General features: G+C 43.8%; 25 protein-coding genes. 18 read left to right on the forward strand and 7 right to left on the reverse strand.

Annotated elements, in window-relative coordinates; all coding sequences use genetic code 11:
* Positions 1-104 precede the first annotated feature (104 nt).
* The 3 genes from pstA (at position 105) to phoU (ending at position 3,407) form a co-directional block, all read left to right on the forward strand.
* Positions 105-1,814 (forward strand): phosphate ABC transporter permease PstA, encoded by a 1,710-nt coding sequence (gene pstA / locus ACED28_RS15490; protein WP_017098087.1) that lies wholly within the window; start codon positions 105-107, stop codon positions 1,812-1,814.
* Positions 1,815-2,633 carry a phosphate ABC transporter ATP-binding protein PstB gene (gene pstB, locus ACED28_RS15495; RefSeq protein ID WP_004735071.1) on the forward strand — a complete coding sequence of 273 codons (819 nt, stop codon included), beginning with the start codon at positions 1,815-1,817 and terminating at the stop codon, positions 2,631-2,633.
* 75 nt (positions 2,634-2,708) lie between these two features.
* Entirely contained in the window at positions 2,709-3,407 is a 699-nt protein-coding gene (gene phoU, locus ACED28_RS15500) for a phosphate signaling complex protein PhoU (protein WP_009848270.1), read from the forward strand.
* Positions 3,408-3,416: 9 nt separating this feature from the next.
* Here the strand turns inward: phoU and ACED28_RS15505 are convergent, their stop codons facing one another.
* Entirely contained in the window at positions 3,417-3,908 is a 492-nt protein-coding gene (locus ACED28_RS15505) for a hypothetical protein (protein WP_029225503.1), read from the reverse strand.
* 383 nt (positions 3,909-4,291) lie between these two features.
* Between ACED28_RS15505 and ACED28_RS15510 the strand changes: the two genes are divergently transcribed.
* Complete coding sequence (locus tag ACED28_RS15510; RefSeq protein WP_371710198.1) at positions 4,292-4,987, forward strand: hypothetical protein; 696 nt, start codon at positions 4,292-4,294, stop codon at positions 4,985-4,987.
* 27 nt (positions 4,988-5,014) lie between these two features.
* Here the strand turns inward: ACED28_RS15510 and ACED28_RS15515 are convergent, their stop codons facing one another.
* From ACED28_RS15515 to ACED28_RS15525, 3 genes are all read right to left on the reverse strand, one after another.
* Complete coding sequence (locus tag ACED28_RS15515) at positions 5,015-5,944, reverse strand: LysR family transcriptional regulator (protein WP_012603303.1); 930 nt, start codon at positions 5,942-5,944, stop codon at positions 5,015-5,017.
* 99 nt (positions 5,945-6,043) lie between these two features.
* Complete coding sequence (locus tag ACED28_RS15520) at positions 6,044-6,787, reverse strand: copper homeostasis protein CutC (protein ID WP_371710199.1); 744 nt, start codon at positions 6,785-6,787, stop codon at positions 6,044-6,046.
* A 317-nt stretch (positions 6,788-7,104) separates the two neighbouring features.
* A complete protein-coding gene (locus ACED28_RS15525) occupies positions 7,105-7,713 on the reverse strand; it encodes a peroxiredoxin C (protein WP_009848275.1) in 609 nt (202 codons plus the stop codon).
* A gap of 209 nt (positions 7,714-7,922) precedes the next feature.
* Here ACED28_RS15525 and ACED28_RS15530 point away from each other — a divergent pair, with 209 nt between their 5' ends.
* Entirely contained in the window at positions 7,923-8,828 is a 906-nt protein-coding gene (locus ACED28_RS15530) for a hydrogen peroxide-inducible genes activator (protein WP_009848276.1), read from the forward strand.
* Positions 8,829-8,954: 126 nt separating this feature from the next.
* Here ACED28_RS15530 and ACED28_RS15535 read toward each other — a convergent pair whose 3' ends face one another.
* Positions 8,955-10,895, reverse strand: a complete 1,941-nt coding sequence (locus ACED28_RS15535; RefSeq protein WP_009848277.1) for a methyl-accepting chemotaxis protein — start codon at positions 10,893-10,895, stop codon at positions 8,955-8,957.
* Positions 10,896-11,164: 269 nt separating this feature from the next.
* A complete protein-coding gene (locus ACED28_RS15540; protein ID WP_122046885.1) occupies positions 11,165-11,608 on the reverse strand; it encodes a CBS domain-containing protein in 444 nt (147 codons plus the stop codon).
* A 334-nt stretch (positions 11,609-11,942) separates the two neighbouring features.
* Between ACED28_RS15540 and queA the strand changes: the two genes are divergently transcribed.
* The 5 genes from queA to secF all read left to right on the forward strand — a co-directional run bounded on the left by queA (position 11,943) and on the right by secF (position 17,605).
* Positions 11,943-12,995, forward strand: coding sequence for a tRNA preQ1(34) S-adenosylmethionine ribosyltransferase-isomerase QueA (gene queA / locus ACED28_RS15545; RefSeq protein WP_371710200.1), 1,053 nt, complete (start codon positions 11,943-11,945; stop codon positions 12,993-12,995).
* Between the two features lie 194 nt (positions 12,996-13,189).
* A complete protein-coding gene (gene tgt, locus ACED28_RS15550; RefSeq protein WP_009848280.1) occupies positions 13,190-14,326 on the forward strand; it encodes a tRNA guanosine(34) transglycosylase Tgt in 1,137 nt (378 codons plus the stop codon).
* 110 nt (positions 14,327-14,436) lie between these two features.
* Entirely contained in the window at positions 14,437-14,766 is a 330-nt protein-coding gene (gene yajC, locus ACED28_RS15555; RefSeq protein ID WP_009848281.1) for a preprotein translocase subunit YajC, read from the forward strand.
* Between the two features lie 20 nt (positions 14,767-14,786).
* Positions 14,787-16,643 (forward strand): protein translocase subunit SecD, encoded by a 1,857-nt coding sequence (gene secD / locus ACED28_RS15560; RefSeq protein ID WP_009848282.1) that lies wholly within the window; start codon positions 14,787-14,789, stop codon positions 16,641-16,643.
* 14 nt (positions 16,644-16,657) lie between these two features.
* Positions 16,658-17,605, forward strand: coding sequence for a protein translocase subunit SecF (gene secF / locus ACED28_RS15565; RefSeq protein ID WP_012603308.1), 948 nt, complete (start codon positions 16,658-16,660; stop codon positions 17,603-17,605).
* Between the two features lie 348 nt (positions 17,606-17,953).
* Here secF and suhB read toward each other — a convergent pair whose 3' ends face one another.
* A complete protein-coding gene (suhB, locus tag ACED28_RS15570; RefSeq protein ID WP_009848284.1) occupies positions 17,954-18,757 on the reverse strand; it encodes an inositol-1-monophosphatase in 804 nt (267 codons plus the stop codon).
* Between the two features lie 181 nt (positions 18,758-18,938).
* On the opposite strand from suhB, the gene trmJ reads away from it, so the two are divergent.
* The 8 genes from trmJ to fdx all read left to right on the forward strand — a co-directional run bounded on the left by trmJ (position 18,939) and on the right by fdx (position 25,211).
* Positions 18,939-19,667 carry a tRNA (cytosine(32)/uridine(32)-2'-O)-methyltransferase TrmJ gene (trmJ, locus tag ACED28_RS15575; RefSeq protein WP_371710201.1) on the forward strand — a complete coding sequence of 243 codons (729 nt, stop codon included), beginning with the start codon at positions 18,939-18,941 and terminating at the stop codon, positions 19,665-19,667.
* 116 nt (positions 19,668-19,783) lie between these two features.
* Positions 19,784-20,305: a Fe-S cluster assembly transcriptional regulator IscR gene (gene iscR, locus ACED28_RS15580; protein ID WP_012603310.1), complete on the forward strand. Its 522-nt coding sequence runs from the start codon at positions 19,784-19,786 to the stop codon at positions 20,303-20,305.
* Between the two features lie 27 nt (positions 20,306-20,332).
* Entirely contained in the window at positions 20,333-21,547 is a 1,215-nt protein-coding gene (locus ACED28_RS15585; RefSeq protein ID WP_009848287.1) for an IscS subfamily cysteine desulfurase, read from the forward strand.
* A gap of 33 nt (positions 21,548-21,580) precedes the next feature.
* A complete protein-coding gene (iscU, locus tag ACED28_RS15590; RefSeq protein WP_004735094.1) occupies positions 21,581-21,958 on the forward strand; it encodes a Fe-S cluster assembly scaffold IscU in 378 nt (125 codons plus the stop codon).
* 101 nt (positions 21,959-22,059) lie between these two features.
* Positions 22,060-22,383 (forward strand): iron-sulfur cluster assembly protein IscA, encoded by a 324-nt coding sequence (iscA, locus tag ACED28_RS15595; RefSeq protein ID WP_004735095.1) that lies wholly within the window; start codon positions 22,060-22,062, stop codon positions 22,381-22,383.
* 80 nt (positions 22,384-22,463) lie between these two features.
* Positions 22,464-22,979 (forward strand): co-chaperone HscB, encoded by a 516-nt coding sequence (hscB, locus tag ACED28_RS15600; RefSeq protein ID WP_009848288.1) that lies wholly within the window; start codon positions 22,464-22,466, stop codon positions 22,977-22,979.
* Positions 22,980-23,001: 22 nt separating this feature from the next.
* Entirely contained in the window at positions 23,002-24,852 is a 1,851-nt protein-coding gene (hscA, locus tag ACED28_RS15605; RefSeq protein ID WP_135385417.1) for a Fe-S protein assembly chaperone HscA, read from the forward strand.
* Between the two features lie 20 nt (positions 24,853-24,872).
* Positions 24,873-25,211: an ISC system 2Fe-2S type ferredoxin gene (gene fdx / locus ACED28_RS15610; RefSeq protein WP_017098073.1), complete on the forward strand. Its 339-nt coding sequence runs from the start codon at positions 24,873-24,875 to the stop codon at positions 25,209-25,211.
* The last annotated feature ends 25 nt before the right edge of the window (positions 25,212-25,236 follow it).

Here is a 25,236-nt window from a genome sequence, read left to right on the forward strand (position 1 = left end):
AGCTCTACCTCAATGTGTCTCAATGGCTGTTAGCTGTTTGACTAGTGTATCTCACGAACTTGGCTCTTCCTTGGGTTCAGCACGTCAGAGCAAGGTCGTTCATAATGAATAAACTGAAGTCATTATTGTCTTGGATTAAATCAGGCTCTCCGTGGATATGGCTAACGGGTGGGGCGGTGAGCATCAGTATGCTTTCGGTTCTTGGCCTAATGCTGTTGATTGGCTGGAAGGGCTTGACTTATTTTTGGCCTGCTCCTTTGTACCAATGGCAAGTGGATTCTAAAGATGCATCGTTAGTTGTCGGCCTCGACGAAACGGTAGTAAAGCAAGATGTATTGATTGGCCAGTTATATGAACGAAAATACATCCCGATAGAGCAAGTCCCACAAGTACACGACCTCTTGTCGACTCAAAACCTGTCGACTGGGCTAATTCAGCGCTTAAGTATCAAAGTTGCCAACAGGGAGATTTATCCAGCGGACTTTGTTTCCATTTTGGATGTGAACTTACGTGAACCAACCACCCCACCTGACTGGGCTGTGATTGAGCGAAGTCGAGGTGGTTATTTCTTTGGTAAACCAGTGGGTTTTATAACCGCTTCTGGCACCTTTGATTCGAACATAGACCAAAAGCTCGAGCAAGGCTTGGCGTTCGCTGATACGTTACGTAAAGAAACGTCGCGTGTAGTGAACCAAGAAATCCGCAATATCAGCTGGCAATTGGAAAATTTGCGCTTAGAAAAACGTAAGCTTGAACTCAATGAGTCAGTGAGCGATGAATACCTTAAAACCTATACTCAAACTAAACTGGAATTAAATCGCCAGTTGGCTGAAGCCGAAGTAAAGCTTGAGCATCTTAGAACACAGCTCAATGTCGAAAGCTTGTTGGTAGAAGATATGACAGGAGAGCAGGTTGAAATTTCGCTCAGTCATATTTTGGATTATTGGTACCCGAATAATATGTCTTATCTTGAAAAGGTTGGACATTGGGGAAAACAAGTTTGGAAGTTCTTGTCGGAGAACCCACGAGACTCAAACTCTGAAGGCGGTGTGTTTCCTGCGATTTTTGGCACGGTACTGTTGGTTATTCTTATGTCGATTGTAGTGATGCCTCTTGGTGTGGTTGCTGCGATATATCTTCATGAATATGCAAAAAACAACGCATTAACACGTTTGATTCGTATTGCCGTAATTAACTTAGCTGGTGTACCGTCGATTGTGTATGGTGTATTCGGCTTAGGATTCTTTGTGTATACCATAGGTGGCTCAATCGATTCTTTGTTTTACGCAGAACGATTACCCGCTCCGACATTTGGTACGCCGGGCCTATTATGGTCCGCACTGACCTTAGCGGTATTAACATTACCCGTTGTTATTGTAACAACGGAAGAGGGCTTAACGCGCATCCCTAGCTCCGTGAGGCACGGTTCATTAGCGCTTGGTGCTACTCAATTCGAGACGCTTTGGCGCATTGTTTTACCGATGGCAAGCCCTGCGATTATCACGGGTTTGATTTTGGCAATCGCGAGAGCTGCGGGGGAGGTTGCCCCATTAATGCTGGTGGGTGTGGTGAAACTCGCATCAAGCTTGCCTGTGGATGGTCAGTTCCCATACCTGCATTTAGACAGAAAGTTCATGCATTTAGGTTTTCATATCTATGATGTTGGGTTTCAAACCTCTAATATCGAAGCGGCACGACCTTTAGTGTATGCGACTTCATTTTTACTGGTTACTGTGATTGTTGGATTGAATTTAACGGCCATCAATATCCGTAATAACTTGCGTGAAAAATACCGAACCTTAGGACAAGATTAGATGTTCTCGATTAATGAAACCTTGGGTTACCAAGCACCACTTGATGTTCACAATTTGAAGGATGAGCAAATTGCTATCTCGATTGAAGGGCTGAATCTTTATTATAAAGAGAGCCAAGCACTTGATGATATTTCAATGCAAATCCCAAAGGGACAGGTGACCGCGTTTATTGGCCCATCAGGGTGTGGTAAGTCGACTCTACTGCGCTGCATTAATCGCATGAACGATCTTGTTGAAGGTTGTAAGGTTTCCGGAAAAGTGAAGCTTCATGGCAAGAACGTCTATCACCCTAAGGTGGATGTCGCGACCTTACGACGCCGAGTCGGCATGGTGTTTCAACGTCCGAACCCTTTTCCTAAATCTATCTATGAGAATGTGGTTTATGGATTGAGGCTGCAAGGCGTGAGCAACAGCCGAGATCTTGATGATGCAGTTGAGCGCTCTCTGCGCGCCGCGGCGTTGTGGGATGAAGTCAAAGATCGTTTGCATGAGAACGCCTTTGGGTTATCGGGTGGTCAACAGCAGCGTTTAGTCATCGCTCGTGCGGTTGCCATCGAACCTGAAGTGCTGTTATTGGATGAGCCAACATCGGCACTCGATCCGATTTCGACATTGACGATTGAAGAGTTGATCAACGAACTTAAAACCCAATACACCGTTGTTATTGTTACTCATAACATGCAGCAGGCAGCTCGCGTGAGTGACCACACCGCTTTTATCCATATGGGTAAGTTGATCGAGTACTCAGATACTGATTCTATATTTACTTCGCCATTGAAAAATCAAACGGAAGACTACATTACAGGTAGGTACGGCTAACGTTTAAGTTCGCGCCATCTAGAGCTAAGTCACTCTAAAATAAACGGCTTTATTCATTTCTTTTAAGGAGCTGACATGCATTTTGGTCGCCACATCTCAGGACAGTTTAATGTCGAATTAGAATCTATCCGTACACACGTATTAACTATGGGTGGGTTGGTAGAGCAGCAGTTGTCATTTGCGATGCAAGCGCTTCATAAAGATGATGTTGAATTGGCCAAAAAAGTGATTCGTGATGACCATAAAGTGAATGCGATGGAAGTTTCAATCGATGAAGCATGTACTCGTATTATCGCGAAGCGTCAGCCGACTGCCAAAGATCTGCGTTTGATTATGGCGATCATCAAAACCATTACTGATCTAGAACGTATTGGCGATGTGGCTTCTAAAATCGCACAGGGTGCGATTGAGATCCCTTCAACGAAAGAGCAAAAGTTTCACGTCTCGTTAGAGCCATTGTGTCGTCAGGCTATTACTATGCTGCATCAAGTATTAGATGCGTTTGCTCGTATGGATGTAGACGCGGCGGCAGAAGTACATAAACTTGATGATAAGCTGGATGCGGAATATGAAGCTGTGATTCGTCAGTTGATGACGTACATGATGGAGGATCCTAAGAACATCCCCAATATCCTGCAAGTGATGTGGTCAGCTCGTGCGATTGAGCGAGTGGGAGATCGTTGCCAAAATATCTGTGAATACATTATTTACTTTGTGAAGGGTAAAGATGTACGCCACCTTGGTGATCAAAGCCTAGATGACGCACTGAAGTAGGTATTAACTTTAGAATCGAATAATTGCACCAAGGTTAAGGTTGATTGTTGTGTCGTAAGGCACGAAGGTCTTATTGTGATCAAAAATATTCATATCAACACCAGCTCGTAGCCCAAGCACTGGTGTTGCTTGGTAAACATAGGCTCCACCAAGACTTAATCCATGTGCTGTCTTCTCTTCAATTTCGCCGTTACGCGTTTTTGCCCCGTCATAACTCGCTACGCCAATCTCCGCCTGAAAGCCGTGGTTCTGGTTTCTTCCAAACATATTTTGAATACCAACGCGGTACGCATCGACATTTTCATCGTATCGGTCGCTGTCATACCAAAGGTGAGAATAGCTCAGATAAACCGCACCTAGATTCGCCACATCAGTAATACCTGCTTGCATTCCAAAGCCATGATAAGAACCAATCTTTAGTTCAGGAGATAAGTGAAGACCATTTGAAAGTGCAGAGGTTGAGAATAAAGCTGAAGCTAAAAGAAGTGTTTTAAATTTCATGGTACCACCGAAGTAATTTTGCGCCCTCCTTAGCATTAGGTCGATCCATGCGTGAATCCAGTGAAATCACTGGCTAACGGTGATCATTATATGGGCTTTGAAAGAGCAGGCTAATTCGCATTGGTTATCTCTGTGATAATGCCTGCTTATCAGCAGGGGTGATCATTACACGTGATCTTTGGGGCTTACGTAGCCTTACAAAACGAGCTTGATAGAAGTGTCTAAACATAAGCTGATGCTCTGTAATGTATTTGTTTAAGGCACATGAGAAAAATAACGATAGTATCGATATAGCTCATTGATGCTCGCTATATTCTTACTTATCTTTAATTTATTCTTCTACTGAATTTTTCCCTTACATTTATTTTTAGGTAGATATCAGTATGAAGAAGTTTCTTTTCGTTGTGACTCCTCTTTTCGTGTTAACTGCGTGCGGCAGCGTTGCCATCATGGACAAATCAGATGCGGTTAATCAGCAGCCAGAACTCATGGTTAAAACTGATGGTGATTTTTGGGGGTTAGGACAAGAAGGGACGTTTGATATTGCAGGTATGTACCAAGGTAAATATAGCCGAGATTCATCAGGTTCAACATGGTTTGAGACTGTTTCATTCAAAGAGGGTGAGCTGGCTGCTGAAATCACTAGAGTCGATAATGGCCAAGTGTGGAACTTAGTCTGTTCTGGCGGTGGCACTTCAGTTAACTACATGGGTGTTGATTTTGGTGGCAATAAACCTTACCGCTGTTCTGTATCTCAAAGCAATGAGAATATAGGAGAGTTCGTTTTAGAGCCTCAATCTGGGATGATCAGTGTTAGCTTAGAAAAGAAAGAAGCTGGCTACATCCGAGTTGGGGCGAATAAATATGACGTAGAAACTGTCCATTCAAGTAAAGACCTTTTAATGTCGGTAGAAAAACCACTAGGGTATAGCTTTAAACACGCTTTTAAAGAAATAGCGGCTGCACAGACAAATGGAATGATAACGCTACAGATGTTACCTGAACTTAATGACGCTGAAAAAGACACATTAGTTATCGGTACTATTGCTAGCGCACTGAGTTGGCGTCCGGAAGAGTAAAATACAATATATAACTTTTAATCGAACTTACTTTTGTACTTGTTCTGATAAAACTTGCTCTATGAGTTTTGAAAGCCAATTTGTTAAAGGTGAGTTTCGATTTTTAATGTGTATATAACTATAGACCGGAGTTTTCAGCGTTTTTCCGTCGACTGAGACATCTATCCCGCGTAATGTCGGATAGTTTTCTACTGGGAAAAGGTTGGAATGGGGCATGTACATATCAGTATGTTGAATGACATCGATTATAGCCATGACCAATTCGCTGCGAAAACCGATACGATGCTCGATGGAAAGGTCGGTTAGAATCTGAGACGCTAAGCTAAAATTGTCATTCCAACCTGGTGTTACTAAAGATGCGATTTCGTACCCTGCCATGTCATTTGGAGTCACGGTGTCTTGCTTTAAAGGGTGATCTTTCCTAACAAATATACGTCCTGTTAATTCAATGAGCTGCCTTGTATAGACTTCTTTACTTGTCTTTTCCCCTAAATAGCTTACTCCCATCAAAACCTCATCTTTTTGTATATCTGAGACAGACGAGTTTGACCATGGAACAAGCTTTAGTTTAGCGTTTGGTGCTTGCGCTTTTATATCTTTAAAAAGTGAGCCAGACAGACAAGAAAGCACCACTGGAGATAGGGCTATTTTCAACGTGTAATCGATCTCTTTCGGATCAAAAGTGTTTGATGTATTAACCGCGATAGATAGACCGTCCATGAACGGCTTGATTTGATTAGTGAGCTGCTCTGAAAATGCCGTAGGTTGTAAGCCTCCATGAACCTTTACGAAAAGGTCATCGTTGAAGTGGTGTCTTAGCTTTTGTAGGGCTTGGCTAACCGCTGGCTGAGAAACGAATAAACGTTCCGCAGCCTTTCTGGTGTTTTTTTCTTGATAAACAATAAGAAATGTTCGTAACAGGTTTAAATCAAGAGAGCTGAATAAGTCTTTAGCCATATCTGTCCATGAAAATTTTCTGTGCTATTAACTCTAATATACGCCAGTCCGCTAGATTCGTCAGCGTGGTTCTCTGGATTTGTGTTAGTGACGATTACCCTAAGCGGTGAGGGCAGCTCTCACATTGGATATCTTATTCGCATCAGTTACTGGTATCTGATAATCATCAACATCATTACTGCCCATTTGAGCGCTTGAATTGCTTTCCATTAGGCTGGGTCTTGTTGATTTTCCTGAAAGGTGAAGTGCAGGTACTTGGGTGGAGCTTTGAATCATTTTGGCATTCGTTGCGTTGACGCCTGCACCAGCCATTATATCGATTCTGCCATCGGCTTGTTTGACCATATCTGCGAGCACATTGATGCCTTGCTCTGCATTAATAGCAAGCCCTGACGTCAGGATTCTTTCACATCCAAGCTCAATAATCTGCTCTAACGGTACTTTATAATCCTGAAGTTGGTCGATTGCACGGTGGAAGGTGATTGCTAGTTTGAGTTGGTGAGCCTTGCTTGAGAGAATTTGCATTGCAGACATATCAATCTCACCATCAGGTGGTAGTACACCCAGAACGACGCCATTCAACCCTGCTCTCGCACAAGCTTCAATATCTTCCAGCATACAGAGTATATCGTCATAATCGAATATGAAGTCACCTTGTCTCGGTCGTATCATGGCATAAACTGGTACGGACGAAATTTTTGCCGCTTGCTTCATCATTCCGAAGCTTGGAGTTAACCCGCCAAGTGCTAATGAAGAGCAAAGCTCAATTCGATTCGCGCCACCAGATAGTGCGTTATATAGAGATTCTAAGTTATCGATACAGACTTCAATTTCGGTGTTCATCGTATTTATCCGTTCAAAAAGATACGGACGAAATCATAACAACCTAGATACGGATATGAATAGGTGGTAGCAGAGGAAAATAGGGGTAAAGTTTGTTCTTGTAACTGCCTCTATTAAATGTTGCAGAGACGGTTTAGGTAGAGAATTGTCGTCGGAGAGAGATGAAAAAAGCCCGAAGCGTTAACTTCGGGCTTTTAATAGGACTTTACTTCTTAACTGATTGGCGGTGCGCTTTGCGCTATTAGCTTATGCTTTATTTCTCTTTATAGAGAGTCTTCCAACCATTAACCCGCGTTGAGTTCGGGCTTAAGAGGTAATTACTTGCTTAGGTCGTCAGCGTGCTCAGATAGGAATGCAGCAACACCTTGTGGAGATGCGTCCATACCTGATTTACCTTCTTCCCATTGTGCAGGACATACTTCACCGTTCTTCTCGTGGAAGTTTAGTGCGTCTACCATGCGTAGCATTTCGTCGATGTTACGACCTAGTGGAAGATCGTTAACTACTTGGTGACGTACAAGGCCGTCTGCGTCGATTAGGAAAGAACCACGGAAAGCAACGCCTGCTTCTGGGTGCTCAACATCGTATGCTTTGCAGATTTCGTGCTTAACGTCAGCAATTAGAGGGTATTTAACTTGACCGATACCGCCATCAGCGATAGCAGTGTTACGCCATGCGTTGTGAGAGAATTGAGAATCGATAGAAACACCGATTACTTCAACGCCTTTAGCTTGGAAATCTTCTAGACGGTTGTCGAAAGCGATTAGCTCTGAAGGACAAACGAAAGTGAAGTCTAGTGGGTAGAAGAAAACTACCGCTTTCTTACCTTTAGTGAATTCTGCGAAGTTGAAGTTATCAACGATCTCACCGTTACCTAGAACAGCTGCTGCAGTAAAGTCAGGGGCTTGACGACCTACTAGTACCATTTGGAATCTCCTAAAAAATTAGTTGGCCCAACACATCTTTGTTTGGGCTCCGTTTCTACGGGACAAACTATAGTACAATCGGTACTATAGAAAAAAGCGAATTAAATAGATTAAGTTAATCGAAAAAAGCGATAAGCTTATTCTTTGTCCGTTCCTTAGGTCAAATGACCTTCACTTAAGTTATCCTACTCATATTACAAAGTAATTTTATGAATAAATGGCCAAGTCTTAAGCAACTTCACTATCTTGTTACTCTTCACGAAACTCGCCACTTTAGCGACGCTGCGGATCGCTGCTTCGTGAGTCAATCGACACTAAGTAAAGGCATTCAAAACCTGGAAGAACTCATTGGTTGTCCTCTCTATGAGAAGAAAGATAAAAAGAGCCCATTGGTTTTCACTCAAGCGGGTGAGCTGGTGGTTAAGCATGGTCGAGAGTTATTGGCGAAAGGGCAAGACTTGGTTGAGCTCGGAAATCTATGTAATGGAGACGCGATGCAAGGGCAGTTGCGAGTAGGGTGTATTCCAACTATTGCTCCATTCCTATTGTGCGATTTGGTACAAGAAGCGAACCAACGTTTTCCACAGTTGAACTTGTTGTTACGGGAAGACACGACCACTAACCTATTGGCTGCGTTGCGTCATGGTGAGTTGGATGTACTGATTCTGGCTTTGCCTGTCGATATCGACAACATGGAGAGCAAAGTTGTTGGGCAAGACCCTTTTAGAATGGTAATCAGCCGCAATCAAGCCGATGGTATTCGTGTTCCGATTAAATATGATGACCTGCCAGACGAATCTGTATTCTTGTTGGAGAACGAGCACTGCTTAACCGAGCACGCGGTATCAGCTTGTAAGCTAACCGACAAAGAGAAGATAAACCCGTTCACCGCCACAAGCCTACATACGTTGGTACAAATGGTGGCAAATGGTTTAGGAACCACCTTTATTCCACAAATGGCGATCGATCATGGTTTGTTGCAAAATCAGAATTTAGTGGTGATTGACCCTCCCGGTCAACAAGCTTATCGCGATATAGGCCTTGTATGGCGACCAAGCTCGTCACGTCTTGAAACCTTTCATCAGTTAGCTGATGTAGTCTCAGAATTGCTTTAAAAAACTAGAAAGTAAAATTCAAAAGAAAAAGAGCAGCTATTTGGCTGCTCTTTTTGTTTGTTTATTTGAGAAGAAAAACAAACAAATAGTGGCGTTAGAAGCTTATTTATCTATTTTACTATAACGTTAGATTTTGAAAAAACTCAGCAAGTCTTTTTGCTTAACAGCTAATGAAGAGAGTTCTTCACTTGCCTGTTTGCTCTGCTCAATTCCTGAAACATTTTGATGAACAATATCAAAGGTCAGAGAAACATTTTGTGAAATATCTTGTGTTACGCCAGATTGCTCTTCAGACGCTGTGGCTACTTGTGTGTTCATATCAGATATTAGTTGTACTGAGTCAGTGATAGAAGCGAATGCAGCACGAAGCTGTTCGCTATACTGTCTAGATTCTTCTGCTAACGAAAGATTGGATTGCATAAATTGGTTCGCATCTTTCGCTTGAGCCTGAAGGCGAGATATTATTTCTTGAATATCGACCGTTGATTGTTGTGTTTTAGCGGCAAGAGAACGAACTTCATCTGCAACTACCGCAAAGCCTCGGCCTTGCTCTCCCGCTCGAGCGGCTTCAATGGCTGCATTTAACGCAAGTAAGTTAGTTTGCTCAGAAATTGAATTGATCACTTCAATCACACTACCGATCTCTACCGAGTACTCTTGCAATTGATTAACGATGTTTGATGTTTCTTCGATCGAGTCTTCAACTTTTCGTGATATATCATCTGATGCATCGAGTGAAACACTGCCATCTTTGACATTTGTCGTTGCCCCAGTTGCAGCGCTCTCTGCGCTAGCTGCATTCTGGCTAACCTCACTCGCGGTACTAGAAAGTTCATTGATAGCAGTTGCGATTTGCTCCATTTGACTCAGTTCTTGCTGAGCATTTCCTTCTGTTTGGCTCATCACTGCGGTTAGCTCAACGGAGGCTGCTGAAACATTATCTGAAATTTGGTGGAAACCATCGATGATTCGACGTAGTTCCTGGCGCATTTCTAAAATGTTTGCGTATATACCGGTTTCTTTACCCGTAATTGGAATCTGCTTTGAAAGATCACCAGCGGCGACTTCGGCAACAATTGCTTGGATGTCACTTGGCTCTCCTCCAACGACTTTCCATACACTGCGGTAAATCGAAACGGCAATGCTAAGAGAAGCGGCGACAACGAGAATTGAAAGAACGCCAAGCACAAATTGCGCGTTAGAGAATCGCTCGACCATATTAGGCCCGACAGAGTCTTGCTCTGACTTTGTTGATAGCTTTATCTCTTCAATTGTTTTTGCTGCATTAACACCAGCAAGATCAAGAGTCCCTGAAATGATGCCATTTCGCGTGTTTATAGTGTCAACGATCTTTGAAAATGTGTTGCGGTAAATTTTGAAGGCACTAGTGAAATCGTTTAAGTAGTTGATTTGTTCCATCGACATGAGTTGAGATTCGATTGTTTCTGCAAGTAGTGCGGCAGAGGCAAACTCTTTTTCAGCACGCTGAGCATCTTCTGTTTTATTGCTCGTCAGAAATTTAGAAGCGTACAATCTTGATAGCAATACATGCTGCTGAAGCTGTCCTGAACTGACAGCAACTTCTAAATCTTCTTCAGCTGAAGCCTGGGTCATTAGGTTAGTCACTGCCTCACGCATATTGACCCCTGATGGGTCTAAGGCCTCTTGAACTAGGTTGTTTCGAGTATTAACAAGTTGAACAACCTTGTTAAAGCCTTGGCTATATTGATCAAGCTGCTTCTTTATCGTTAGGAATTCATTTTTGTGTAGATCGTCAAGATGAGAGTCTAATATTTCATCTATCAATTGATTTGATGCGGTGATACGTCTATTCAGTTCAGAAGCATGTGACGGAATAGGGTTCTTAATATATTTAAGTGCAGATAAACGAGCTTCCAGAATATTGGCTTGGATTCGACCTGTTGAGACACTTGTTATTGCAAGAGAGCGGTAGGTGTTAAACCCATCACTCGATTGATAAAAGCGTAATGAAGCAACGACTGAAATAACCAAAATTAGCGCGAGAATCACGCCAAAACCTAAGGACAGCAATTTCTTTAAACTCATAAATATCATTCCTAGTAAGGCAGCTTGTTTTTATTCTTAACAAATTCTTACATGATTCTAACGATAAATATATCAATAAATAGTATGTATCCACTATATTTTTATGTCTAAGAGTGATGGATAAATAGGTTGTTGATATTATTGGGTTTTGTAACTTGCCTCTCGGCTTTTCATAAAAATAGATGAGATTTTAGACGTGTCAGAATTTAGATATGTTAAGAGCCTCAGGTTCAAAGGCTCTAAGGATTATCGTGAGTAATACAAACGGACTAACTTTCGACCTCTTCCGGTTCCGCTTCTTCTTGTAGCTCTAGCAGGTTAATGGCTATCGTGACAAAATCGCTGTCTGTAATGATGCCCACGAGTTCGTGGTTTTCTACGACAGGTAAACAGCCCACTTTATGTTTTTGCATATAGATAGCCGACTCTTTTAATCCTGCACGCGGCTCTACCGACATAACACTTTTGTGCATGATGTCGTTAAGGGGCGTGGCAAGAGTAAAAGACTGAGCTTGTGGGATGTTTTGTAGGCTGGATTCTTGAGCGGCTAGAACGTCTCGTTGTGTGACGACACCTAGTAGTTGCCTGTCGGAATCGACGACCGGAATATGGCGGATATCAAGCGCTTCCATCATGTGCTTAGCGTCGGCCAGTGAGTGTGAGCGCAATAGGGTATGAGGGTTGCGAGTCATCATATCTTCAACCTTGATCATACGGACCTCCTTCTTTTTTATTTGTTGCTATTACTATAGTTTTTTATCCAAAAAATAACTGAGATCTAACGCATTTTTGGGTGAGTTTCATGCAACTAATTTTGTTTTTTTATGAGGGGGAATGGTCGTATTATTTTACGACTCTTTACAATAATCCAATGCTGTAAACCTTGCTATTGCGGCTCGTGTGCCTATACTAGCCCACTGCGAAATTTTTAGTCATGTTTACGATGTGTTTCTGGTAACGATTTACTTACCGAAACGATTGTTCGGCAACTTCGACTTATTATTCGTCAACGGCATAAATATCATCAACTAAGACAAGACTCGACACATGCAAGTTTCAGATTTTCACTTTGACCTACCAGATGAACTCATTGCTCGCTACCCTCAAGAGGAGCGCACAGCAAGCCGCCTACTTAAATTAGATGGCAACAATGGCAACCTAGCTGATGGTTCGTTTAAGGACGTTTTAGACTTGGTTGAGCCAGGCGATCTTGTTGTTTTTAATAACACTCGCGTGATTCCTGCTCGTGTATTCGGTCGCAAGGCATCAGGCGGTAAGCTTGAAGTGTTGGTTGAACGTATGCTGGATGAGAAAAGCATTCTTGCGCATGTTCGTTGTTCTAAATCACCGAAACCGGGTACCAAATTGTTCCTTGGTGAGAACGATGAGTATGAAGCTGAAATGGTGGCACGTCATGATGCGCTATTTGAAATCCATTTCACATCCGATCAAAGCGTTTTAGAGATTCTTAACAGTGTTGGTCACATGCCACTGCCTCCTTACATCGATCGTCCAGATGAAGACGCCGATAAAGAGCGCTACCAAACTGTCTATAATGAAAAGCCGGGTGCGGTTGCTGCGCCAACAGCAGGCCTTCACTTTGATGACAAGCTAATGGCTGACATGAAAGAAAAAGGTGTTGAGTTTGCTTACGTGACACTTCACGTTGGTGCTGGTACGTTCCAGCCAGTAAAAGTCGATAATATCAATGACCACCACATGCATGCTGAGTACGTTGAAGTACCGCAAGAAGTGGTAGATGCCGTTGCAGCTGCAAAAGCTCGCGGCGGACGCATCATTGCCGTTGGTACAACCTCTGTGCGTTCACTAGAAAGTGCGGCTCAAGATGCAGTGAAAAATGGCACTGAGTTAGTTCCTTTCTTTGGTGACACAGAAATCTTCATCTTCCCTGGTTATGAATATCAGCTGGTGGATTGCTTGATTACCAACTTCCACTTACCAGAATCAACGCTGATTATGCTGGTGAGTGCATTTGCTGGCTACGACAATGTGATGGGCGCATACGATCACGCAGTGAAGAACGAATACCGTTTCTTCAGCTACGGTGATGCGATGTTCATCAATAAGAAAACGAGCTAATTTTAGCTGGTTATAAACGATATAAGCAGAATTTACGGGTGCTAGCAGTAAGCTAGGAGTCGGGCAGGGTGTCTGTCTAATCTCTCGCAAGGAATACGCGACCGCTCCTCATAGAACCCACTAGACTGAACTTTTGTTTGGCCTAAGGTTCTGAATTAACAGTCAGATTGTTTCTCTGGCATATTGGAGGCTTCGTGAAATTAAAATACGAACTTAAAAAAACTAATAGCGGCGCACGTCGTGGTCAACTTCAGTTTGAACGCGGTACCGTTGAAACCCCAGCATTCATGCCTGTAGGTACTTACGGTACGGTTAAAGGCATGACACCTGAAGAAGTAAAAGACACAGGTGCTGAAATCCTATTAGGTAATACATTCCACCTATGGCTACGTCCTGGTCAAGAAATCATGAAACTGCACGGTGATTTGCACGATTTCATGAACTGGAAAGGTCCTATCTTGACTGATTCAGGTGGCTTCCAAGTATTCAGCCTAGGCGCAACGCGTAAAATCACTGAAGAAGGTGTTCATTTCCGTAACCCTGTAAACGGTGACAAGATCTTCATGGACGCTGAGAAGTCGATGGAAATCCAAAAGGATCTAGGCTCAGACATTGTAATGATCTTTGACGAATGTACGCCTTACCCTGCGACGCATAAAGAAGCTAAAGACTCGATGGAGATGTCTCTTCGTTGGGCTCAGCGTTCACGCGATCACTTTGATAAGCAAGAAAACCCGAACTCATTGTTCGGTATTGTACAAGGTGGCGTATACGAAGACCTTCGTGATGTATCCGTTAAAGGCCTAACAGAAATTGGCTTTGACGGTTATGCAGTAGGTGGTCTAGCAGTAGGTGAACCAAAAGAAGATATGCACCGTATTCTTGAGCACACATGTCCTCAACTGCCTGAAGATAAGCCTCGTTACCTAATGGGTGTAGGCAAACCTGAAGACTTGGTTGAAGGTGTTCGTCGCGGTATCGATATGTTTGACTGTGTTATGCCAACGCGAAATGCACGTAATGGTCACCTGTTTGTAACGGAAGGTGTGATCAAGATCCGTAATGCGAAGCATAAAACCGATACAACACCACTAGATTCAGATTGTGACTGTTACACTTGTAAGAACTACAGCAAGTCGTACTTACACCATTTGGATCGTTGTAACGAAATCCTAGGTGCTCGACTGAACACGATTCACAACCTGCGTTTCTACCAACGAGTAATGTCAGACATTCGTCAGTCTATCGATGAAGATCGCTTTGAAGAGTTCGTTGCAGAGTTCTACGCAAGAATGGGGCGTGAAGTGCCACCACTAGGTAAAGAATCTTAGTATTTCTTTTTTGCGAGCCCTATCTCTCTTCCGAGTGATGGGGCTTGAAAATAAAGGGATACGACCCAATTAGACAAACAATTACGAAAATATAATAGAGGATGTTTTAAATGTTTATTTCTCAAGCTCACGCAGCAGCAGAAGGTGCACCAGCAGGCGGCGGTTTCGAAATGCTTATCATGCTAGGTATGTTCGCTGTGATCTTCTACTTCATGATCTACCGTCCACAAGCTAAGCGTGTTAAAGAGCACAAGAGCCTTATGTCTTCTATGGGCAAAGGCGATGAAGTTCTTACAAGCGGCGGCCTAATCGGCAAGATCACTAAGATTGCTGAAGACAGCGACTACGTTGCTATCGAACTGAACGCAAACAACGAAGTCGTTATCAAGAAAGACTTCGTTACAGCAGTGCTACCAAAAGGTACTCTGAAATCACTATAAACAGCTAGAGGATCCTCGCTGTGCTAAACCGTTATCCGTTATGGAAGTATTTGATGGTGATGTTTGCCATCGCTATCGCTGCGTTGTACGCACTTCCAAATATATACGGTGAAGATCCGGCAGTTCAAGTTACAGGGGCGCGTGGCGCCTCTGTAGATCTGTCTACGCTGGATGCTGTCACCAATGCTCTTGAAGCAGAAAACCTTTCTACTAAATCCGTTGCTCTCGAAAACGGTTCCATTCTTGTTCGATTTAACGATACAGATACGCAAATCAGTGCCCGTGATATCATCACAGAAGCACTAGGTGATGATGTTATCGTAGCTTTAAACCTAGCGGCTTCAACTCCTGATTGGCTTGAATCTATTGGTGCTGCACCAATGAAACTGGGTCTTGATCTACGTGGTGGTGTTCACTTCTTAATGGAAGTGGATATGGACGCTGCGATGCAAAAACTGGTTGGCCAACAAGAAGAAGCGTTCCGCAGTGAACTTCGTGAAGAGAAAATCCGCTACCGTGCTATTCGCCCATCGGGTAAAGATGCGGTTGAAGTGATTCTGCGTAACGAAGAGCAGCTTGCTGAAGCGAAATCGCTACTGCAATCTAAGCACCAAGATATGACGTTCGTAGATTCAGAATCTAACGGTCGTTTCTCTTTGATTGCTAACTTCACTGAAACTCGTCTTCAAGAAATCCGCAATTATGCGGTAGAGCAAAACATTACTATTCTACGTAACCGTGTTAACGAACTTGGTGTTGCTGAGCCTTTGGTTCAACGTCAAGGTGCTAGCCGTATCGTAGTGGAATTGCCAGGTGTTCAAGACACGGCTCGTGCTAAAGAAATTTTAGGCGCAACCGCGACTCTTGAATTCCGTGAAGTGGACAGCAGTGCCGATTTGGCCGCTGCAGCTTCTGGCCGTGCTCCTGCTGGTAGTGAAATTAAGCAAGACCGTGATGGTCGTCCTGTAGTACTTAAGAAACGCGTTATCTTAGGCGGTTCTAGCATTACAGATGCAAGCTCAAGTGTTGATGAATATGGTCGCCCACAAGTTAACATCTCGCTAGACAGCGAAGGTGGTAGCAAGATGTCTACATTCTCTCGTCAAAATATCGGTAAGCTAATGGCAACCGTATTTGCAGAGTATAAAGACAGCGGTCGTAAAACACCTGAAGGCCGAGTGATCCTAAGCAAGCACGAAGAAGTGATTAACCAAGCGACGATTCAATCTGCGCTTGGCCGTAACTTCCGTATTACAGGTATCGACTCAACGGCTGAAGCTCATAACTTGGCACTTCTACTACGTGCAGGTGCATTGATTGCGCCTATCTCGATTGTAGAAGAACGTACGATTGGTCCATCTATGGGTCAACAAAACATCGATATGGGTATCATGGCGATGGTTTGGGGTATGGCTGCAGTAATGCTGTTTACACTGCTTTACTACCGTACTTTCGGTTTGATTGCGAACGTCGCTCTGATGGCTAACTTAGTGTTGATTATTGGTGTGATGTCGATGATTCCTGGCGCGACAATGACGCTACCAGGCATTGCCGGTATCGTATTGACGGTCGGTATGGCAGTCGATGCCAACGTTCTTATCTTTGAGCGTATACGTGAAGAACTTCGAGATGGACGTAGTCCACAACAAGCGATTCACCAAGGTTATGCAAACGCATTTAGTACAATCGCCGATGCCAACATCACCACACTACTAACAGCAATCATTCTATTTGCTGTCGGTACAGGTGCGATTAAAGGCTTCGCGGTAACGTTATCAATTGGTATCTTGACTTCAATGTTTACAGCTATTATCGGAACACGTTGTATCGTGAACCTGATGTATGGCGGCAAACGCGTTAAGAAACTGTCGATCTAAGGCTAGGAATTAATATGTTTCAGATTCTAAAAGCAGACAAAATGATCGACTTCATGCGTTGGTCAAAGGTTGCCTTTTTATTCTCAATCTTGATGATTGGTACTGCTATCTTCACCCTAACAACGAAATCGTTGAACTGGGGTCTAGATTTTACTGGTGGTACCCTGATTGAAGTGGGTTTTGAGGAGCCAGCAAATCTGCCTGACATTCGAAGCGCACTAGAAGCTGAAGGCTTTGGTGATGCTACGGTACAGAACTTTGGTTCTGCGCGTGAGGTAATGGTTCGTCTACGTCCACGTGATGGTGTTGCGGGCGAAACGCTTGGTAACCAAATCCTGTCTGCAATTAAAGATGGTACTGGTGAGCAAGTTGAGATGCGTCGTATCGAGTTCGTTGGTCCTAACGTAGGTGACGAATTAACAGAAGCTGGTGGCCTTGCTATCCTTGTTTCTCTGATCTGTATCTTGATCTACGTATCCGTACGATTTGAATGGCGATTAGCTGCAGGTGCTGTATTAGCCCTAGCGCACGACGTTATCATCACACTAGGTGTGTTCTCTCTAATGCAAATTGAGGTCGACCTTACCATCGTAGCAGCCTTGCTAACGGTAGTCGGTTACTCCCTCAACGATACCATAGTGGTATTTGACCGTATTCGTGAGAACTTCCGTAAGATGCGTAAAGGCGAGGCACCTGAAGTGCTGAACAGCTCAATCACACAAACATTGAGCCGTACATTGATCACTTCTGGTACCACGTTATTCGTAGTTATCGCACTGTTCGTTCAGGGCGGCGCTATGATTCACGGCTTTGCGACTGCACTTCTACTGGGTATTACCGTTGGTACTTACTCTTCTATCTACGTTGCATCTGCACTAGCTATGAAGTTGGGTATTACGCGTGAACACCTAATGCCACCACAAGTGGACAAAGAAGGTGAAGAGTTTGACGAAATGCCTTAGGCCGCGGCTTAACAACTTTCGCTAAACCAAAAAAACCGCTGGGCAACTAGCGGTTTTTTTATGTCTGTATATTGTGGGTTAGCTTTTGTATCCGATTGTACATTGTCGTATTTGCCAATACCAATACCAATACCAATACCAATACCAATACCAAGTGCCAAAGTAGCTAAGTCACTATCTAGTGGCGATCTAAATACAGCTTACAGAGCAGTGATTTGTGCTCACTGTAACTAACCGACATTTTGGTCGTATCTCGTATCTCGTATCTCGGATACAAAAAAGCCTCGCAATAGCGAGGCTTTGAAAATCTTCTGCTCTTAACTAAAGAGCATTAACGCAAGGTCTGAATTACTTCAGCATACCTTCGTTAGAGTTCTCACGAACGTGCTTAAGAATAGACTTAACACCACGCGCGCTTGAAGCAACAACATTACCAGACGTCATGTAATCAGTGCCGCCAGCAAAGTCAGTCATGATAGCACCAGCTTCACGAGCGATTAGATCGCCAGCTGCTAGATCCCATGGCTTAAGGCCTAGTTCTAGGTAACCGTCAACACGGCCAGCTGCTAGGTAACATAGGTCAAGAGCTGGAGAACCAGTACGACGGAAATCAGCACAATCAACGAATAGACCAGAGATGATCTTCATGAAAGATTCAGAGTGTTGTTTTTGCTTGAATGGGAAACCAGTCGCTAGAACAGTACCTTGAAGGTCTTTTAGTTGAGTAACACGCATACGAGCGTTGTTAAGTTGAGCGCCAGCGCCACGTTGAGCTGTGAATAGCTCGTTTAGCATTGGGTCATAAACACAAGCAACTTCTGTACGACCGTTCATGCGAACAGCGATAGATACAGAGAAGTGAGGGAAACCTTTTACAAAGTTGTTGGTGCCATCTAGTGGGTCAACGATCCATTGTACGTCAGAATCTTTACCTTCAGTTAGGCCTGACTCTTCAGAAATAATGCTGTGCTCTGGGTAAGATGATTTGATTGTCTCAATGATCATGTACTCAGCTTCTTGAGCAATGTTAGTAACGTAATCGTTGTTACCTTTTAGAGACGATTCGATCTTATCAGTTGTTTCTAGAGATTTAGCAATATGGTTGCCAGCTTTACGCGCAGCGCGTATCGCAATGTTTAGCATTGGATGCATATGGTTTTTCCCACAAGATGTTAAAGAACAGTTTAAAGCGGCGGCGAGTATACCAAAGTTTCCCCAAAAGGGAAGTGGTTATTTTTTGAACTCTTGATTTCACATTCCGAGAAGGGTCTGACCATTTTACTTAGCTATGTGTTAATATCTCGCGATTATTTTTAAAGTGGTGTCATATAGCATGTTAGACAATGTAAAAGTCGTTCTGGTTGGTACGTCTCATTCGGGAAATATCGGATCAGCAGCTCGCGCAATGAAAGTGATGGGTTTGAGTCAGTTAGTTCTTGTAGACCCTCAATGTGAAGTTGACGAGCAGACCTTAGCACTGGCTGCGGGTGCAGGTGACATCGCGGAAAACGCGACCATCGTTTCTACACTGGATGAAGCAGTAAAAGACTGTGGTTTGGTGGTTGGTTCGAGTGCACGCTCTCGTACGCTTGAATGGCCAATGCTTGAGCCGCGTGAATGTGGACAAAAATTTGCAGTTGAAGGTCAAAAGCACCCTGTATCGTTAGTGTTCGGCCGTGAGCGTACTGGCTTAACCAATGATGAGCTTCAGAAGTGTCATTTCCATGTATGTATTCCTGCAAACCCAGAATACAGCTCACTAAACCTAGCAATGGCAGTACAGACTCTTAGCTATGAAGTGCGTGTAGCACACCTTGATATGGTGGCGAGCCAGTACCAGCCGCAGCAACAAGATGAGTACCCTCGTCACGAAGAACTAGAAATGTTCTATGAGCACCTTGAAAAAGTGATCATTGATACCCAATTTATCTCTAAGGATAAGCCGGGTCAGGTGATGAATAAGCTACGTCGTTTGTTCAGTCGAGCTCGTCCAGAGCTGCAAGAGATCAACACTCTACGCGGCATTTTGACTTCAATTGAGAAGAGCAAAAACGACAAATAAAGCCCATACAAACCTTAAGGGTGAATACCTGACTAAAATAGTCAACTAAATACTTGACCAATTTAGTCGGGTATGGGAAAATTCCAACCACATAAACAATGTGGATACGGTGTGATATGAAACTTACATCTAAAGGAAGATATGCGGTAACAGCTATGCTAGATGTAGCACTGCATTCGCAAAAAAGCCCAGTTCCTCTGGCTGATATTTCAGAGCGACAAGGCATCTCGTTATCTTACTTAGAACAACTTTTTTCTAAGTTACGTAAAGCTGGCTTGGTTGCTAGTGTTCGTGGTCCTGGCGGTGGTTACCGTTTAGGTGCTGAAGCGAGCGACATCGCTGTCGGAACTGTAATTGCTGCAGTTGACGAATCAGTCGATGCAACTAAGTGTCACGGTCGAGCAGATTGCCAAGGTGGTACTCGTTGTTTAACTCACACTTTATGGCGTGATTTAAGCTCCCGAATCAGCAGCTTCTTAAACGACATTACGCTCGGTGAGCTAATGAAAGATAACGAAGTTTTAGAAATTTCTGATCGTCAAGATATCGATCTTGCGGTTAATAATGGTTTTGCACATAAAAATACGAGCACTACAACGATTAGTGCAGCACCTCACGGTGTTAATGCCCGCTCTTAGCGGTCAGTTTTTACATTGGAGTAGAAAATGAAACTGCCTATTTACTTTGACTATTCAGCTACATGCCCAGTCGATCCACGTGTTGCTGAAAAAATGGTTCAGTGCATGACGATGGACGGTAACTTCGGTAACCCTGCATCTCGTTCACACCGTTACGGCTGGCAGGCAGAAGAATCAGTAGATAATGCTCGTGAGCAAATTGCCGATCTACTAAATGCAGACCCACGTGAGATTGTTTTCACGTCAGGTGCTACAGAGTCAGATAACCTTGCTATCAAAGGTGCTGCGCACTTTTACGAGAAGAAAGGTAAGCACGTAATCACGTGCAAAACAGAACACAAAGCGGTTCTTGATCCATGTCGCCAATTAGAGCGTGAAGGCTTTGAGGTTACATACCTTGAGCCAGAAGCAAACGGCATCATTGATCTAGACAAGCTACAAGCTGCAATGCGTGAAGATACTGTTCTAGTTTCTATCATGCACGTAAACAACGAGATTGGTGTAATCCAAGATATCGGTGCAATCGGCGAATTATGTCGTGCACGCAAGATCATCTTCCACGTTGATGCGGCGCAGTCTGCGGGTAAAATCCCACTAGACGTAAAAGAGATGAAAGTTGATCTTATCTCTATGTCTGCACACAAAGCATACGGCCCTAAAGGCATCGGTGCTTTGTACGTTCGTCGTAAGCCACGTATTCGCCTTGAAGCGCAAATGCACGGTGGCGGTCATGAACGTGGTTTCCGTTCTGGTACGCTTGCTACTCACCAAATCGTGGGTATGGGCGAAGCGTTTGCTATCGCTAAGCAAGACATGCAGAAAGATTACGATCACGCACTAGCACTTCGTGAGCGCCTATTGAAAGGTGTTCAAGATCTAGAAGCAGTAACCGTAAACGGCGACTTAGACCAACGTGTACCACACAACCTAAACGTGAGCTTTGCTTTCGTTGAAGGTGAGTCTCTGCTTATGTCTTTAAAAGACCTAGCGGTATCATCAGGTTCTGCATGTACATCAGCAAGCCTAGAACCTTCATACGTTCTACGTGCTCTTGGTCTGAACGATGAACTGGCACACAGCTCAGTACGTTTCTCATTCGGCCGTTTCACAACGGAAGAAGAAATCGACTACGCGATTGCACAAATCCGTGTAGCGGTAAACAAATTACGCGACATGTCTCCTCTATGGGATATGTATAAAGAAGGGATTGATTTGAACACTGTTGAGTGGGCTCATCACTAATCTCACGGAAATAGAGGATTCGAGGTAACTATCATGGCATATAGCGAAAAAGTAATTGATCACTACGAAAACCCACGTAATGTAGGTTCGTTTGATAAAGAAGACCCAAGTGTAGGTAGCGGCATGGTTGGCGCTCCGGCTTGTGGTGATGTAATGAAACTGCAAATCAAAGTATCTGCAGAAGGTATTATTGAAGACGCAAAATTCAAGACTTACGGTTGCGGTAGCGCAATCGCTTCTAGCTCACTAGTAACTGAGTGGGTTAAAGGTAAAAGTATTGATGAAGCAGCTGCTATTAAAAACTCTGAAATCGCAGAAGAGCTTGAGTTGCCACCAGTGAAAGTTCACTGTTCAATTCTTGCTGAAGATGCAATCAAAGCAGCTGTTGCGGATTACAAAAAGAAGCACTAATCGCTTCAATAACGTAATTACGTCGACAAAAAAGTAATATTTGGGAGCATCCTTTGTGCTCCCCCTGAGTTCTCAATTTATATAAAACACAAGGTTGTAGTATGGCCATCACCATGACAGATACGGCAGCAAGCCGAGTTCAAGCTTTCCTAGATAACCGTGGTAAAGGTCTCGGGTTACGCTTAGCAGTAAAAACTACTGGCTGTTCGGGTATGGCGTATGTACTGGAATTCGTTGACGAGCTTAACGAAGAAGACGAAGTGTTTGAGCATTCAGGTGTTAAGGTCATCATTGATCCAAAGAGCCTAGTATACCTTGATGGTACTGAGCTTGATTATGTAAAAGAAGGCCTAAACGAAGGTTTTGAATTCAACAACCCGAACGCGAAAGGCGAATGTGGTTGTGGTGAGAGCTTCAATGTTTAAACGCTTGAATCGTTAAGCGTTGTAAGCGAAGAATAAAATTAGGCTCTGAACAAAGAGCCTAAACTTAGGACCACCTTTACATGAATCATTTCGAATTATTTGGGCTACCACTTCAGTTTCAACTGGATGGTAGCCTTCTTTCTTCTCAGTTTAGAGATCTGCAACGTCAATTCCATCCTGATAAATTTGCGATAGCTTCTGAGCGTGACCGCTTATTAGCCGTGCAAAAAGCGGCACAAATCAACGATGCGTACCAGGTATTGAAGAATCCAATCAGCCGAGCAGAATACCTGCTAGTTCAACACGGTGAAGACATTCGTGGCGAACAACAAACCATGCAAGATCCGATGTTCCTGATGGAGCAAATGGAACTGCGTGAAGAGCTGGAAGATATCGCAGACAGTTCTGATCCCGAAGATGCGCTATTTGCATTTGAAGGCAAGGTTAGCAAAATGTATAAACAACAATTAAGCGCTATCCAACAAGAACTCGAAAGCGAAGCTTGGCTAGAAGCTGCAGACCGAGTAAGAAAGCTTAAGTTTATTGCAAAATTAAAGAATGAAATCGAATTAGTTGAAGATCGTTTGATCGGCTAGTTTGTATAACAAGGACACATCCATGGCACTACTTCAGATTGCAGAACCAGGGCAAAGCGCCGCTCCTCACCAGCACAAGCTTGCTGTGGGTATTGATTTAGGTACAACAAACTCGTTGGTTGCTGCAGTACGCAGTGGCGAGGCAAGTACACTCGTTGATCAACAAGGTCGAAGCATTTTACCTTCAGTTGTTCACTATACGTCAGAGTCGTACACCACTGGCGATGAAGCTCGTGCTAACGCGCAGACTGACCCTAAAAATACCATTATCTCAGTTAAGCGATTAATCGGTCGTTCACTGTCAGATATTCAACAGCGATACCCGTCTCTGCCATATCAGTTTGAAGAAAGTGATAATGGTTTACCTGTGATCCGTACAGAACAAGGCAACAAGAACCCAATCCAGGTTTCTGCTGATATTCTACGAGCGCTTGGCCAACGTGCTGAGTCTACGCTAGGCGGTGAGTTATCTGGCGCCGTAATTACGGTTCCTGCGTATTTTGATGATGCACAGCGTGCTGGTACGAAAGACGCGGCTCAACTTGCTGGTCTTCACGTGTTACGTCTTCTTAATGAACCGACTGCGGCAGCGATTGCTTACGGTCTGGATTCAGGTAAAGAAGGGGTGATTGCGGTTTATGATCTTGGCGGTGGCACGTTTGATATCTCTATCTTACGCCTGTCTAAAGGTGTTTTTGAAGTATTAGCAACGGGTGGCGACTCTGCATTAGGCGGAGACGACTTTGACCACTTGATCGCAGAGCACTTCCAAGAGCAAATGGGCTTATCAGAGCTAACCGCAGAACAGAATCGTATTCTTCTAGATGCAGCAACAGAAGCGAAGATTGGCTTATCTGAAGCTGAAAGCGTTAATGTTGAAGTGTTGGGTTGGGCTGGTTCATTAACTCGTGAAGAGTTTGAAGACATCATTAAGCCACTGGTTAAGAAAACACTGCTTTCGTGCCGTCGTGCATTGAAAGATGCTGAAGTTGACGCGGATGATGTTCTAGAAGTCGTGATGGTCGGCGGTTCAACTCGTACATTGCTTGTCCGTGAAATGGTGGGTGACTTTTTTGGTCGTACGCCATTAACCAGCATTAACCCAGATGAAGTGGTTGCGATTGGTGCTTCTATCCAAGCGGATATCTTAGTCGGTAACAAGCCTGACTCTGAAATGCTGCTGCTTGATGTTATTCCTCTTTCCCTAGGTATCGAAACCATGGGTGGCTTGGTCGAAAAGATCATTCCACGCAATACCACTATCCCTGTTGCTCGCGCACAAGAATTTACCACGTTCAAAGACGGTCAAACTGCAATGACAGTGCACACCGTGCAAGGCGAACGTGAGATGGTTGATGACTGTCGTTCATTGGCTCGTTTTGCTCTAAAAGGTATTCCACCAATGGCGGCTGGTGCGGCGCATATTCGTGTGACTTACCAAGTAGACGCTGATGGCCTGCTATCGGTTACTGCTATGGAGAAGAGCACAGGTGTTCAAGCTGAAATTCAGGTTAAACCGTCTTACGGCTTAAGCGATAATGAAGTGGCGAGCATGCTGAAAGATTCGATGACGTTTGCTAAAGAAGACATGCAAGCGCGTGCTCTAGCTGAGCAACGTGTAGAAGCAGATCGTGTTATCGAAGGCCTTATTGCTGCAATGCAAGCTGATGGCGATGAGCTGCTTGATGAGCAAGAAAAGCAGCACCTTCTACAAGCTATTGAAGCACTGATTGAAGTGCGCAATGGCGAAAGCGCTGATGCCATCGAACTAGAAATTAAGAATACCGACAAAGCGAGCCAAGACTTTGCTTCTCGTCGTATGGATAAATCAATTCGAGCTGCACTGTCAGGTCAGTCAGTCGATAATATTTAATAGTTAGAGAATAGATAAACATGCCAAAGATTATTGTTTTACCTCACGAAGATCTATGTCCAGAAGGCGCTGTTTTAGAAGCAAAAACTGGTGAGACGGTTCTTGATGTTGCATTGAAGGCCGGTATTGGTATTGAACACGCATGTGAGAAGTCGTGTGCATGTACTACATGTCACGTCGTGATTCGTGAAGGTTTCGACTCTTTAGAAGAGAGTGATGACCTAGAAGACGACATGCTAGATAAAGCATGGGGTTTAGAGATGGAATCTCGCCTTGGTTGCCAAGCTAAAGTAGCTGATTCGGATCTTGTTGTAGAGATTCCAAAGTACACGTTGAACTTAGCTTCTGAAGAGCATTAAGAAATAAGCTCGACTAAAACTGTTA

The sequence above is a fragment of the Vibrio sp. 1F253 genome, assembly GCF_041439295.1.
In the GTDB taxonomy this organism is placed as follows: domain Bacteria; phylum Pseudomonadota; class Gammaproteobacteria; order Enterobacterales; family Vibrionaceae; genus Vibrio; species Vibrio tasmaniensis_A.